This window comes from Humibacter sp., from assembly GCF_051954055.1.
Classification (GTDB): domain Bacteria; phylum Actinomycetota; class Actinomycetes; order Actinomycetales; family Microbacteriaceae; genus Humibacter.
In genome coordinates this window covers 1-13,324 of record NZ_JBQCIE010000126.1, presented here as the reverse complement: position 1 = coordinate 13,324, position 13,324 = coordinate 1, and the positions used below count along the sequence as shown (strand labels likewise).

The following is a 13,324-nucleotide window of genomic DNA, read 5'->3' as shown; positions in this document are numbered from 1 at the left end:
ACACGGGCGCAACGTGTCGCTCGAACCGCAAAGGCAGGCTCGTATGGCAGTGAAGTCGGCGCCCCGGGGTCCGGTGCGCGTGGTGGACGTCGCCGCGGCAGCGGGCGTCTCGCCGGCGACGGCATCCAAGGCGCTGAACAACACGGGACAGCTGAGCGAGAGCACTCGGCGTCGCGTGCGCGAGGTCGCAGAGCGGCTCGGATTCACCGAGCGCGAGCGAGAGCGGGACCCTTCCCGTACGGTCACCGTTGCACTGCTCACGGGCGACTCGGTGGGTCGCTTCAGCCTGCCGATCCTGCTCGGCGCGGAGAACGCGCTGAGCCTCGGCCAGATCATGGTGCTGCTCTGCGACACGCGCGACGACCCGGTTCGTGAGCAGTACTACCTCGAGCGCCTGCGCGAGCAGCACGTCGACGGCGTGATTGTGACCGGCGGGCTCACGGACCCGCGGAGGCCGCTTCGCACCGACGTTCCCATCGTCTACGCGCACGCGCCGTCACAGGATCCGCACGACACGTCCGTGGTGTCGGATGACGCGGCGGGCGTGGCCCTCGTGGTCGACCATCTCGCGAACCTGGGCAGGCGCCGCCTCGCGCACATCACCGGGCCCGTCGACCAGCGCAGCGCCCAGGTTCGTGCCGAGGCGATGCTCGCGCGGGTGGGCGAGAGCGGCCTCTCCCTCGTACACGAGCCCCTTTACGGAGCGTGGAGCGAGGCGTGGGGGCGCGCGGCCGTCGACATCCTGCTCGATCATGGCGACGGAGCGCCGGATGCGATCGCCTGCGGCAACGATCAGATCGCGCGCGGGGCGTCAGAGCGCCTTCGCGAACGAGGGGTGGGCATCCCCGACGACGTCGCGATCACCGGGTTCGACGACTGGGACGTGATCGTCGAGGGCGCGCGTCCGCCGCTCACGACCGTGAACCGCAGGCTCGGAGAGATCGGGCGTCGTGCCGCCGAGCTCCTGCTCGACGCGATCGGCGGCGCACCAAGGCCCGGAATCGAACGTGTGCAGCCCGAGCTCGTCACGCGCGGATCGACGCTCGGCGTGCTCTGATCCGCGCCCCATGCCGCGGCTATCGTGAAGCCTCATGGGAACAGCCGGCTCCGAGCGTGACGTGCGCCGCGCGGGCGTGCGCGACGTTGCAGCGCTCGCCGGGGTGTCCACGCAGACCGTGTCGAGGGTGATCAACGACCACCCGAGCGTGCGCGACGAGACGCGGCGGCGCGTGCAAGACGCCATGCTCGAGCTCGGCTACCGGGTCAACAACGCTGCGCGGACGCTGGGGACCAGACGTACGCGCACGCTGGGTGTGATCGCATCCAATGCGGCGCTCTTCGGTCCGTCGTCCGCGGCCGTTGCACTGGAAGCGGCTGCCCGTGCCGCGGGCCGCTGGGTGACGACGGCCTACGCGGATGCCTCGGACGAGTCGTCGACGCTGGCGTCGCTCGAGCATCTGCTGCTGCAGGGCGTCGACGGCATCGTGGTGGTGGCGCCTCGCGTGTCGACCGTCGCCCTTCTGCGCAAACAGGATGCCGGAGTGCGCGTCGCCGCGCTGCCCTCGGACAGCGGAGTCGCCATGCAAGCCGAGGGCGCGCGTCTCGCGGTGGAACACCTTCTCGCGCTCGGCCACCGGCGCATCGCGCGGCTCGGTGGTCCCGCCGACTGGCTCGAGGAGGCGGCCCGATCGAACGGCTTCGATGAGGCGATGCGACGCGCGGGACTCGAGACTGTCGCGCGCTGGTCGGGGGACTGGTCGGCGTCATCCGGAGCGGCCGTCGCACCCGAGGTTGCCGAGGTCGTGCGATCCGGTGCCGCTACCGGGGTCGTCGTGACCAACGATCAGATGGCGCTGGGGCTCGTCTCCGGCCTCGTCTCCTCAGGGCTCTCGGTTCCACAGGATGTCTCGATCATCGGGTACGACGACAACACGGATGCCGCCTTCTACCGGCCGGCGCTCACCACCGTGCGCGTCGATGTCGAGGACGAGGCGAGACGCTGCGTTGCCGAGGTGCTCGGGCTGGACGAGGTGCGGGCATCCGTCGATCCGCCGCGCCTGGTTGTGCGGGAGTCGACGGCTCCGCTTGGATAGCGAGCATCCGACCGGATGCGTCCGGTTGGTCCCCGCGCATGTGACCGGTAACATGGCCCCGAGCGCGCCTGGGGCCGTCGCGCGAAGCCGGAGCGCCCGAGACGAACACTAAGGAGGAGTCAGTGACGATTCTGGATCCGACGCAGGAGGATGCGGTCGCCCGCACGCGTGAGGAGGTCGCCGCTCTGCACGGCGAGCTCGTGCGCTACGGGCTCGTGGTGTGGACCGGCGGCAACGTCTCGGGACGCGTGCCGGGAACCGACCTGTTCGTGATCAAACCGTCCGGAGTCTCATACGACGACCTGGCACCCGAGAACATGATCCTGTGCGACCTCGACGGACGGGTCATCCCCGGAACGCCGGGCAGCGAGCGCTCGCCGTCGAGCGACACGGCGGCGCACGCCTACGTATACCGGCACATGCCCGAGGTGGGCGGCGTCGTGCACACCCACTCCACCTACGCGGTGGCCTGGGCGGCGCGCGGTGAGGAGATCCCGTGCGTGATCACGGCGATGGCCGACGAGTTCGGCGGCCCTATTCCGGTCGGGCCGTTCGCGATCATCGGCGACGACTCCATCGGCCGCGGCGTCGTCGAGACGCTGCGCGAGCACCGCAGCCGGGCCGTGCTCATGCAGAACCACGGTCCCTTCACGATCGGCGTCAGCGCGAAGGATGCCGTCAAGGCGGCCGTGATGGTCGAAGACGTCGCGCGTACGGTGCACATCGCACGCCAGGGCGGAGACCTCATCCCGATTCCGCAGGAGGCGATCGATCGCCTCTACGACCGCTACCAGAACGTGTACGGACAGGCGACGGATGCCCGCAGGAGCCAGTCGTGAGCGCGTCGTCAGAAGAGGGCGCTGTTGCCGCAGCGGCGACGGCCGCGTCCGCTGCCGACGCCGTCCGCGCGGGCCGCGCCGTTCTCGGCATCGAGCTGGGTTCCACCCGCATCAAGGCCTGCCTGATCGGTGACGACCCTTCGGTGACCATTGCAAGCGGAAGCCACGCCTGGGAGAACCGGTTCGTCGACCGGAAGTGGACGTACTCGCTCGAGGATGTCTGGGCAGGCATCCAGAGTGCGTACGCCGATCTCGTCGCGGACGTGCGGCGGCGCTACGGCGTGCAGCTCACCTCGCTCGGCGCGATCGGCATTTCAGCGATGATGCACGGCTACCTGCCGTTCGACGCCCGGGGCGAGTTGCTCGTGCCGTTCCGCACCTGGCGCAACACGACGACCGGGCCAGCCGCGGCCGAGCTCAGCGAGTTGTTCGGGGTGAACATTCCGTTGCGCTGGTCCGTCGCGCACCTGTACCAGGCCGTGCTCGACGAGGAGCCGCACGTGCCGAACGTGGCGTTCCTCACGACCCTCGCCGGCTACGTGCACTGGAAGCTGACCGGTCGAAAGGTGCTCGGCGTCGGCGATGCCTCGGGGATGTTCCCCATCGACTCCGCCACCGGCGACTATGACGCCGAACTGCTCGCCCGCTTCGACACCCTCGTCCCGCGGCCGGGCCTCCGCGGCATCCTCCCGACGGTGCTCTCCGCGGGCGAGCCCGCCGGCGAACTCACCGCAGAGGGTGCTGCGCTCCTCGACCCGTCCGGAGCTCTCCAACGGGGCGCTCCGCTCTGTCCACCGGAGGGCGATGCCGGAACCGGCATGGTGGCGACGAACGCCGTCGCACCGCGCACCGGCAACGTCAGCGCCGGCACGAGCATCTTCGCGATGGTCGTGCTCGAGCATCCGCTGGCCGAATCGCACGAGGAGCTCGACCTTGTCACGACGCCCGCGGGCGACCCGGTGGCCATGGTGCACTGCAACAACGGTGCGAGCGAACTGGCCGAGTGGGCGGGCCTGTTCCACCGCTTCGGAGAACTGTCCGGGGCATCCGTCGACGCGGACGCCGTGTTCGAGCTGCTGTTCCGTGAGGCGTTGAACGGCGATGCGGATGCCGGCGGCCTGCTCGCGTACAACTACCTCGCGGGTGAGCCGGTCACCGGCACGGCCGAGGGGCGTCCGCTCTTCGTGCGTACGCCCGACAGCCGTTTCACGCTCGCCAACGTGGTGCGCGCCCAGCTCTACGGCGTGTTCGGCACGCTGAGCCTCGGCATGCGCGTACTCACCGAGGAGGGCGTCGCGCTCGACCGGATGCTCGCGCACGGCGGCATCTTCCGCACCGCCGGCGTCGCGCAGCGGTTCCTCGCGGCGGCCCTGAACGCTCCCGTGGCCGTCGGCGAGACCGCTGCGGAGGGCGGAGCATGGGGGATCGCGGTGCTCGCCGCGTACCTGCGCGAGGCATCCGCCGGTCGGTCGCTGGCCGAGTATCTGAACGATGCCGTGTTCGCGGATGCCGCGACCCACGTCGCCGACCCCGACCCGGCCGACGTCGCCGGGTTCGCCACCTACCTGGAGCGCTACAGCGCCGGCCTCGCGGTGGAGCGCGCGGCGATCGCCGCGCTGTGACCGGGCGTCCCGCTGGTTGAGCCGGTCGAGAACCACACCCTTACAACTTCCGCACCACAAACAAAAGGAACGACCATGACCCGCACCCCGCTCACCACCTCGCTCGACGGATACGAGGTGTGGTTCCTCACCGGCAGCCAGCACCTCTACGGTCCGGAGACGCTCGCTCAGGTCGCCGACCAGTCGGGCACGATCGCCGAGCAGCTGGGGGCATCCGCCGATGTGCCGGTGCGCATCGTGTGGAAGCCCGTGCTCACCGGATCGGATGAGATCCGTCGCGTCATGCTCGAGGCCAACGCGGACGACTCCGTGATCGGCGTGATCGCCTGGATGCACACCTTCAGCCCGGCGAAGATGTGGATCGCCGGTCTCGACGCCCTGCAGAAGCCGCTGCTGCACCTGCACACGCAGGCGAACGTGGAGCTGCCGTGGGGCGAGATCGACTTCGACTTCATGAATCTCAACCAGGCGGCGCATGGTGACCGTGAGTTCGGCTACATCCAGTCCAGGCTGGGTGTCGCCCGCACCACCGTGGTCGGCCACGTCAGCGACCCCACCGTGAGCGGCCGAATCGGCACCTGGACCCGCGCTGCTGCCGGCTACGCGGCATCCCGTTCCCTGAAGCTCGCCCGATTCGGCGACAACATGCGCTTCGTCGCCGTCACCGAGGGCGACAAGACGGAGGCGGAGCACGTCTTCGGCGTGCAGGTGAACACCTGGGGCGTGAACGAGCTCGCGGATGCCGTGAGCCAGGCATCCGAGGCCGACATCGACGCCCTCGTGGCCGAGTACGAAGACCTGTACGACGTCGTGCCCGAGCTGCGGCGCGGTGGCGAGCGGCACCAGTCGCTGCGCGACGGTGCAGCGATCGAGCTGGGACTGCGCTCGTTCCTCGAGGAGGGCGGCTTCGGCGCCTTCACCACCAACTTCGAGGATCTCGGCGCTCTCAAGCAGCTGCCGGGACTGGCGGTGCAGCGTCTCATGGCAGAGGGCTACGGCTTCGGCGCAGAGGGCGACTGGAAGACGGCGGTGCTCGTGCGCATCGCCAACGTGATGGGCGCGGGCCTGCCGGGTGGCGCGTCGCTCATGGAGGACTACACGTACGACCTCACGCCCGGCCAGGAGCGCATTCTCGGCGCGCACATGCTCGAGGTGAGCCCGTCGCTGAGCACGGCCAAGCGGACGCTGGAGATCCACCCGCTGGGCATCGGCGGCAAGGACGACCCGGTGCGCCTGGTCTTCAATGCGGATGCCGGCCCCGCCGTCGTCGTCGCGCTCTCCGACATGCGCGACCGGTTCCGGCTCACCGCGAACGTGGTCGAGGTGGTCCCGCCCACCGAGCCGCTGCCGAAGCTGCCGGTGGGACGTGCCGTGTGGATTCCCGAGCCGGACTTCCGCACCTCGGCCTGGGCGTGGCTGCAGGCCGGTGCCGCGCATCACACGGTCATGACGAACGCCGTCGGCATCGAAGCCTGGGAAGACTTCGCGAGGATGTCCGGCACCGAGCTGGTCGTGATCGACAAGGACACCCGTCCCCGGGAGTTCGAGCAGCAGCTGCAGTGGAGCGCAGCATACTGGCGCCTCCAGCGCGGCATCTGACGCCGCGGGCGCGCAGCGCTCAGCCGGTGCGCGTCTCGTGTGCGCGAGCCTGCTCCGTCACGTCGGCGTCGGCCGGTGTGTCGCCCGCCGGCCCGCGGCGTCGCTGGCTCGACGCGCGCACGACGAGGGCGACCGGGATGGGCGGGGGTGACGGGGATGTCTCGTCTCCATCGAGCCGGTCGAGCACGCGTCGCAAGGCGAGCTGTCCGAGCGCGGCGAAATCCTGCGTGACGGTGGAGAGAGGCGGTGTGAAGAACACCGACTCTGGGATGTTGTCGAAACCGACGACACCGACATCGTCCGGCACGCGGTATCCACGGCGTGCGAGCGCCGACATGACGCCGAGCGCGAGCTGATCGTTGGCAGCGAACACCGCGGTCTTCCCGGCGATCACCGTGAGTTCTAGCCCGATCCGGTGGCCTTCGGCGGCCGACCAGTCGGCGTGGTAGAGAGCGCCCCGTGGAACCCCCGCGTCCGCCAGCTCGTCGGCCCAGCCGCGCTGTCGTTCGCGCGCGTCCGGGTGATCGGGCGGGCCTGCGACGTGGATGACGTCGAGATAGCCGGAGTCGATGAGGTGCTGCACGGCCGCCCGGGCCCCGCCGTACTGGTCGATCGCGACGACGTCGCCGTGACGCCCGGGCGCCGAGACGGAGATGAGCGGGACTCCCACGTCGAGTCCGCGCAGCGACTCGAGTGTCGGCACGTCGAGCTGCACGAGTACCACGGCCTCCACGTTCTGCCGTAACAGCGACTCGATGGCGCTTCGCGCCTCACCGGCGCTGTCGCCGGGCACGCTGACGGTGAACACGCTGTAGCGTGCCGCGTGCGCTGCCTCGTTGAAGAAGCGTTGGATGCTCGCCGGCCCGTAGTCCGCCGACCCTGGCGCGATGAGACCGATCGTTCGCGTACGCCGGGTCACGAGTGCGCGGGCGGCGGCCGACGGCTCGTAGCGGAGCTGTTTGATGGCTTTGCGCACGCGCTCCCTGGTCTGATCGCGCACGTCCGGCGAGTCGTTGATGACCCGGGAGACGGTCTGATGCGAGACGCCCGCCAGTCGTGCGACATCGAAGATCGTCGCCGCACGGTTCCCCTCAGTCCGTGCCATTCGCCTCGCCTCCATCCGCGATCAGCGTCAGCAGGAGCTCCCGATCAAGCTCGTCGTCGTTCACCACGGTGCCCAGGACCGTGCGATCGCGCATGATCACGATCCGATCAGACAGACGCAGCACTTCATCGGGTTCCGTGGAGATGTACACGACGCCGACGCCGTTGGCAGCCATGGATGCCACCAGGCGCTGCACCTCCACCTTAGCGCCGACATCGATTCCCCTGGTCGGCTCGTCGAGCACCAGAACGCGTGGTGCGATCGCGAGCCATCGTGCCAGGAGGATCTTCTGCTGGTTGCCGCTGGAGAGTGACGCCGCCGGCTGTTCCGGGTTGCACGGCCACACGTTGAGCGCCTCGAGATAGCTCATGGCGAGCTCGTGCTGGCGGGCGCGAGGCATCCGCAGGAACCAGCCGCGCTGCGCCTGAACGGCGAGCGTGATGTTCTCACGTACGCTCAGTTGACCCACGAGTCCCTCAGACACGCGGCTCTCAGAGGCGTAAACCACGCGGGAGTCGAGAGCCGCGCGAGGCGAGCGGTACTCCGCTTGAGGCGTTCCGCCCACGAGCCGACCGTCGACGATCGGGTCGACCCCCGTGATGGCTCTCGCCAGTTCGGTGCGGCCAGAGCCCAGCAGCCCTGCGACGCCCACGATCTCACCCTCGCTCAATTCGAGGTCGGCCGGGGCTCGGAGCGCATCGGAGCGCACGCCTTCCGCTCTCAGAATGGGTGCCGGACACGCGATCGGTTGCGAGCGTTCCTCGATGATCTCGTCGAGCTCTCGCGGGTCGCGGCCAAGCATCCGTTGCACGAGGTCGCGACGAAGGATGTCTGACGTGGGGAACTCGCCCACTCGGACCCCGCCGCGGAGCACAGTGAGCCGGTCCGCGATCTCGTAGACCTGCTCGAGGAGGTGCGAGACGAAGAGCACGGCGACTCCATCGTCACGTAGGGACCGGATGACGTCGAGGACGCGTTCGGTCTCGGCCTCGCCGAGGCTCGCGGTGGGTTCGTCGAGCACGAGCACTCTCGGATCCGACCGGACCGCACGCGCGATCGCGACCAGCTGGCGAACGGCCGGCGGATGCTCACCAAGCGCTGACCGCGGATCCACGTCCGCTCCGAGGCGATCGAGCAGTTCAGCGGCGCGATGTGCCATCGCCCCGCGATCGATGCCGAACCTCCCGTGCGGCTCGTCGCCGAGCATGATGTTCTCGGACACCGGCAGGTTCGGCAGCAGTCCCGCCTCCTGGTGCACGACGCCGATCCCGGCGGCAAGCGCATCGCGAGGCGATGCGATCTGCAAGGGCGCGCCATTGCACAGGATCTCGCCCTGAACCGGCCGGATAGCGCCGGTGAGCACGCGGATGAGCGTCGACTTTCCGGCTCCGTTCTCACCCAGCAGCGAGTGCACTTCCCCGCGGTGCAGGTCGAGGTCGACGTCGTCGAGCGCAAGGTGACCCGGATATCGCACCGTGATCCCTTGCATCCGGATGAACGGGTCGGCCGAGCTCATCGCGGCACCTCCGCCCTGCTCGCTGCCAGCCGTTGCGCCACCACGAAGGCCAGGAGAAGAAGTCCGAGCACGATGGGCGTCCACCAGGAATCGACTCCGAGATAGTCGATGGTCAACTGGATGACCCCGTACACGAGAACGCCCACGACGCTGCCGACGACCCCGCCGTGGCCGCCGCCGAGGCTGGTGCCGCCGATCACGACGGCCGCGATGGCAGCGAGCTCCAGGCCAACGCCGGCCTGTGGGTCGCCCGAGGAGGTGTACGACGAGAAGAGCACCGCGGCCACACCCGCGCACGCTCCGCTCACGACGTACACGAGCACGGTGGTGCGCATGACGTCGAGGCCCATGAGTCGGGCTCCGTCGGCGTCCCCGCCGATGGCGAAGACCGTGCGACCGAAGCGCGTGCGCTGCAGCACCAGGAACGCCGCCGCGGCGATCGTCAGGGCGAGGATGACGCCGAGCGAGAACTGAAGGCCGCCGGCGCCCACGGAGACGAGCGTGAGCGCGTTGAGTCCGCTGTCGTGGATCGCGATGGGGTTGAGGCTCACGGTGTAGGCGAGGCCCCGTGCCAGGAACATCCCCGCGAGTGTCGCCACGATCGGTTGTACGTCGAAGAGCGCGACGAGCACGCCGTTGACCAGCCCGATCGCGGCGCCGGAAGCGACTACTAGTGGTAGTGCGACCGCCGCAGGGACGCCGGAAGACAGCAGGCCGGCGCCGACCACTCCGCCGAGCCCGATGACCGAACCGACGGAGAGATCGAGTCCGCCGGAGAGCACGACGAAGGTCATGCCCACGGCGAGCACGAGCAGGTAACCGGTGTCCAGGAACAGGTTCGAGACGAGGCGCGCCGACACGAATCCGCCGAACGCGAGCTGGTCGCCGAGCACGAGCATTGCGAGCATGACGACCGCGACGAGCACAGGGGGAAGGTGCACCCGCCGTCGGGCGGGCCACGCGGGCAGCGGCATCCGGGCCGGATCGGTGCTCATCGGACGCCCCGCCATCTGGCCCTCAGCTGCTCAACGAGCGCGGTTGTACGCGGGGCCTGCAGAAGGCAGACGGCGATGATGATAATGCCTTCGAAGAGGGGTGAGGTCGCGGGTGATCCGCCAAGATACGTCACCGTGGACGTCAGTACCTGAACCGCCAGCACTCCGAGCACCGTCCCGCCGATGGAGAACCGCCCGCCACGCAGGGAGGTGCCTCCGATCACCACGGCGAGTATGGCATCCACCTCGATCCCGAGGCCCGCGTTGCTGGCGTCGGCCGACATGATGTCCGAGCTTGTGATGAGCCCGCTGCCCGCCGCGAGCAGACCGCTGATCGCGTAGACGGTCCAGGTGATCGTCCGCACCCGCAGGCCGGCCATGCGGCTGGCCACGGGATTGGCACCGATGGCCTCGATCATCGTCCCGAGAGCGGTGCGTCGAAGCAGAAGCGTCGCGGCCGCCACGACCGCGGTGGCGAGGATGGCCGCGGCAGGAATGCCGAAGACGGTTCCGGAGGCGAGCCACGCATACGGCGGGCTTGCGACGGTCTCCACCTGACCTCGAGTGATGAGCATTGCGAGACCTCGTCCGGCCAGCATGAGCACGAGCGTGGCGATGATCGGCTGCACTCCGATGACGGAGACGAGCATCCCGTTCCAGGCACCCAGGAGGATGCCGGAACCGAGGCCCGAGGCGATACCGATCGCTACCGCGCCGGCGGATCCGGGCTGAGGTGAGGCCGCGATGACCGCGAGTGCTACAGCGCCGCCGACGGAGAGTACGGCCCCGACCGACAGGTCCAGCCCGCGCAGGGAGATCACGAGCAGCATTCCGAGCGAGACGAGCATGAGGGGTGCGGCATCCCGCACGACGTCCGGAATGCTGCCGTATAAGGCACCGTTCCGCACGGTGATCTCGAAGAAGTTCGGTCGCACGGCGACGTTAACGGCGACGAGCACGAACAAAATGAGGACCGACCACAGCTGCGGCCTGCGCAGCGCGACGCCGATGCTGTGGCGTACGACGGATTCCCTGCGAGCGGGTGTCAGTACGGCCACGTCGCCAGCACCTCCTTCGCCGCCCGAGCGTCGAAGACCCTGTCGGTTGCGATGTACTCGCGCTTCAGCGGCTTACCGGAGTGCACGGCACGGACCACGGATGCCACCTGCGGTCCGAGCATCGGATTGCACTGTACGACGTGGTTGAGACGCCCGGCGATCAACTCGACGAGCGCATCACGCGTGCCGTCGATCGTGACGATCCGGATGTCGTGTCCCGGCTCCAGACCGGCCGCTCTGATCGCCTGGATAGCGCCGAGCCCCATGTCGTCGTTCTGCGCGAACAGCAACTGGATGTCGTCACCGTGCTTTTGAAGGAACGCCGCCATGACCTCCTTGCCACCGGCGCGCGTGAATCCGGCGTCCTGCGCGTCGAGCACGGTGAAGCCGTGGCCCGCGATCACCTCGTCGAATCCGGCGGAACGCTCGAGTGCTGCGCTCGACCCCGTGGTGCCGAGAAGCTCGACGATACGGGTCGCGGGATCGGATGTCGCCACGACCCACTCGGCGGCGAGAGCACCCTCGTGCCGGAAGTCGTCGCCCACCCGGCTGACATAGAGCGACGAGCCGCTCGCGTCGATGCCGCGGTCCTCGAGCACGACCGGGATGTGCGCCTGCCGTGCCTCTTCGAGCACATCACGCCATCCTCCCTCCACCATGGGAGCCAGCACGATGACGTCCACGCCGCGTGTGACGAAGCTACGCACCGCTGCGATCTCGTTCTCCTGGCGGCCCTGGGAGTCGATGAACATGAGTTCGAAGCCGTTTCGGCGTGAGAGGGCTTTGCGCAACGATGCGGTGTTGGCCGCGCGCCAGGTACTCTCCGCGCCGGTCTGGGCGAATCCGACAGAGATCAGCGACCCTGACGCCTCGGCGGTTGCGCAGCCCGTCAGACCACCCGCCACGAGCCCCAGGGTGCCGCCGAGCATGGCACGCCGGGTGATCGTCACTGATCGCCTCCTGCTTCATCGTCGAAGAGCGCACAACTAGCGCGCAAGGATACGTTAGCGTTCACAGCTCGGCTCGCGCGACGCGGCCGGCGCGTAACTCACCCGAGCCAGCTCCCGCAAATTCTTTCAAATTCGCGCTTGACAGTGAAGATCGTGAGCGCTCACAATACTCGATGAGCCCGAAGACGAGCGATGGAGCATCGCGTTGGTGCCGGCAATGTGAGCCCTCACATTCGTCTCGAGCTCGCCCTCCCGCACTAGGGAGTCCCACTCACACACCAACGGAAAGTGAACGATGAAGATCACGACAAAAGTGGCAGCCGCGGCGATCGCGCTGCTGGTCGCAGGGGCAATGTCCGCCTGTTCGAAGTCGGCGGCGACGGAGACGTCGACCACCTCCGCGAAGAGCTCGACGACGCTCACCGGAACGCTCGCGTTCAATCAGACGAAGCTCGCCGACCTCGACCAGAAGCTGAAGTCGGCGCTTGCCGGCAAGGACCTCTCGGCGGTGAACGTCGCGATGGTCGTCAACGTGGCGGCGGACTACTGGAAGGCCGGTCAGGTCGGCTTCGAAGCGGGGTGCAAGGATCTGGGGATCCCCGCAAACAAGTGCACCTACTTCGCGCCGCCGAACGGCAAGCTCACCGAACAGACATCCGAGCTGGAAACGCTGAAGTCACAGGGAGTCACCGGGTACTCGATCTCGGCGATCGACCCGACGTCGACCGCGAACACGATCAAGACGGACATGGATGCCGGCATCTTCGTGCTGCCCATCGACTCGCCGTTGCCCGACACCGCCGCCGGAGGGCTGTACCTCGGCACGCCGAACTACACGGCTGGTTTCCAGGCCGGCAAGGCGATGAAGCAGTTGCTGGGCGGCAAGGGCAAGGTGGCGATCCTGGTGGGTTCGCTCACCGCGTCGAACGCCGTGCAGCGCATCCAGGGATTCGAGGATGCCCTCAAAGGCAGCAGTATCACCGTCGCGCAGAAGGTCAACGACAACCTGCAGGCCAGCACTGCCACAAGCGACGCCGAAACGATCCTCGCGAACAATCCGGACGTGAATGGACTGTACGGGGTGTACTCGTACGACGGACCGGCCCTCGCACAGGCGGTGACCTCGGCGGGCAAGCAGTCGAGCGTCAGCATCGTCTCCGACGACTCGGACGCGCAGACGCTGAAATTCATCAAGTCGGGCGTCATCGGGGGCACCGTCGTTCAGATGCCGTACCAGCAGGGCTACACCGGCGCGTACATCCTCGCCGCTGAGAAGGTGCTCGGCGCATCCGCGACTGCCGCGATCCTCAAGCCCTATCTCGAATCGGACGGCAGCACTCTGAGCTCCGGAGTCGGCCTGGTCACCAAGTCGAATCTCTCGGACTACCAGGGGCTCGAGCGACAACTGGGCATCGGCTAGGCATGACGGACACCACCGTCCCCTCCGGCCGCGCGGTCGTCGCGCGGCTGGAGGGGGTCTACAAGGAATACGGACCGGTGCGCGTGCTCGACCTTCCTGAATTCGAGCTCTACGCGGGCCAAGTCGT

11 protein-coding genes are annotated in these 13,324 nt (G+C 68.5%); 6 read left to right on the top strand and 5 right to left on the bottom strand.

Annotation, left to right across the window (positions count from 1 at the left end; all coding sequences use genetic code 11):
* The first annotated feature begins 43 nt into the window (after positions 1–43).
* The 5 genes from ACTHNC_RS16650 to araA all read left to right on the top strand — a co-directional run bounded on the left by ACTHNC_RS16650 (position 44) and on the right by araA (position 6,153).
* On the top strand, positions 44–1,057 hold the full coding sequence (locus ACTHNC_RS16650; protein ID WP_440295741.1) for a substrate-binding domain-containing protein: 1,014 nt from the start codon (positions 44–46) through the stop codon (positions 1,055–1,057).
* A gap of 34 nt (positions 1,058–1,091) precedes the next feature.
* Positions 1,092–2,093: a LacI family DNA-binding transcriptional regulator gene (locus ACTHNC_RS16645; RefSeq protein WP_440295740.1), complete on the top strand. Its 1,002-nt coding sequence runs from the start codon at positions 1,092–1,094 to the stop codon at positions 2,091–2,093.
* A gap of 122 nt (positions 2,094–2,215) precedes the next feature.
* Positions 2,216–2,932 carry an L-ribulose-5-phosphate 4-epimerase gene (locus ACTHNC_RS16640; RefSeq protein WP_440295739.1) on the top strand — a complete coding sequence of 239 codons (717 nt, stop codon included), beginning with the start codon at positions 2,216–2,218 and terminating at the stop codon, positions 2,930–2,932.
* Entirely contained in the window at positions 2,929–4,554 is a 1,626-nt protein-coding gene (locus tag ACTHNC_RS16635; RefSeq protein WP_440295738.1) for a xylulokinase, read from the top strand. The genes ACTHNC_RS16640 and ACTHNC_RS16635 overlap by 4 nt, the downstream gene beginning before the upstream one ends.
* Positions 4,555–4,629: 75 nt before the next feature.
* Positions 4,630–6,153: an L-arabinose isomerase gene (gene araA, locus ACTHNC_RS16630; RefSeq protein WP_440295737.1), complete on the top strand. Its 1,524-nt coding sequence runs from the start codon at positions 4,630–4,632 to the stop codon at positions 6,151–6,153.
* A gap of 19 nt (positions 6,154–6,172) precedes the next feature.
* Here araA and ACTHNC_RS16625 read toward each other — a convergent pair whose 3' ends face one another.
* Genes ACTHNC_RS16625 through ACTHNC_RS16605 form a run of 5 tightly spaced genes read right to left on the bottom strand, consistent with a single transcriptional unit; the run spans position 6,173 to position 11,777 of the window.
* Positions 6,173–7,258 carry a LacI family DNA-binding transcriptional regulator gene (locus tag ACTHNC_RS16625; protein ID WP_440295736.1) on the bottom strand — a complete coding sequence of 362 codons (1,086 nt, stop codon included), beginning with the start codon at positions 7,256–7,258 and terminating at the stop codon, positions 6,173–6,175.
* The gene (locus ACTHNC_RS16620; RefSeq protein WP_440295735.1) at positions 7,245–8,774 is read right to left on the bottom strand and encodes a sugar ABC transporter ATP-binding protein; all 1,530 of its coding nucleotides are present in this window, start codon (positions 8,772–8,774) and stop codon (positions 7,245–7,247) included. Before ACTHNC_RS16620 ends, ACTHNC_RS16625 begins: the two co-directional genes overlap by 14 nt.
* Complete coding sequence (locus tag ACTHNC_RS16615) at positions 8,771–9,769, bottom strand: ABC transporter permease subunit (protein ID WP_440295734.1); 999 nt, start codon at positions 9,767–9,769, stop codon at positions 8,771–8,773. The genes ACTHNC_RS16620 and ACTHNC_RS16615 overlap by 4 nt, the downstream gene beginning before the upstream one ends.
* Positions 9,766–10,827, bottom strand: coding sequence for an ABC transporter permease (locus ACTHNC_RS16610; protein ID WP_440295733.1), 1,062 nt, complete (start codon positions 10,825–10,827; stop codon positions 9,766–9,768). The genes ACTHNC_RS16615 and ACTHNC_RS16610 overlap by 4 nt, the downstream gene beginning before the upstream one ends.
* Complete coding sequence (locus ACTHNC_RS16605; protein ID WP_440295732.1) at positions 10,815–11,777, bottom strand: ABC transporter substrate-binding protein; 963 nt, start codon at positions 11,775–11,777, stop codon at positions 10,815–10,817. Before ACTHNC_RS16605 ends, ACTHNC_RS16610 begins: the two co-directional genes overlap by 13 nt.
* Positions 11,778–12,072: 295 nt before the next feature.
* On the opposite strand from ACTHNC_RS16605, the gene ACTHNC_RS16600 reads away from it, so the two are divergent.
* The gene (locus ACTHNC_RS16600) at positions 12,073–13,197 is read left to right on the top strand and encodes a substrate-binding domain-containing protein (protein ID WP_440295731.1); all 1,125 of its coding nucleotides are present in this window, start codon (positions 12,073–12,075) and stop codon (positions 13,195–13,197) included.
* Positions 13,198–13,324: the final 127 nt, after the last annotated feature.

Excerpts from the sequence above, each read along its gene's own strand:
- ACTHNC_RS16650 (WP_440295741.1), top strand. The coding sequence starts at position 44 with ATGGCAGTGAAGTCGGCGCCCCGGGGTCCGGTGCGCGTGGTGGACGTC.
- ACTHNC_RS16645 (WP_440295740.1), top strand. The coding sequence starts at position 1,092 with ATGGGAACAGCCGGCTCCGAGCGTGACGTGCGCCGCGCGGGCGTGCGC.
- araA (WP_440295737.1), top strand. The coding sequence starts at position 4,630 with ATGACCCGCACCCCGCTCACCACCTCGCTCGACGGATACGAGGTGTGG.
- ACTHNC_RS16625 (WP_440295736.1), bottom strand. The coding sequence starts at position 7,258 with ATGGCACGGACTGAGGGGAACCGTGCGGCGACGATCTTCGATGTCGCA.
- ACTHNC_RS16620 (WP_440295735.1), bottom strand. The coding sequence starts at position 8,774 with ATGAGCTCGGCCGACCCGTTCATCCGGATGCAAGGGATCACGGTGCGA.
- ACTHNC_RS16615 (WP_440295734.1), bottom strand. The coding sequence starts at position 9,769 with ATGAGCACCGATCCGGCCCGGATGCCGCTGCCCGCGTGGCCCGCCCGA.
- ACTHNC_RS16600 (WP_440295731.1), top strand. The coding sequence starts at position 12,073 with ATGAAGATCACGACAAAAGTGGCAGCCGCGGCGATCGCGCTGCTGGTC.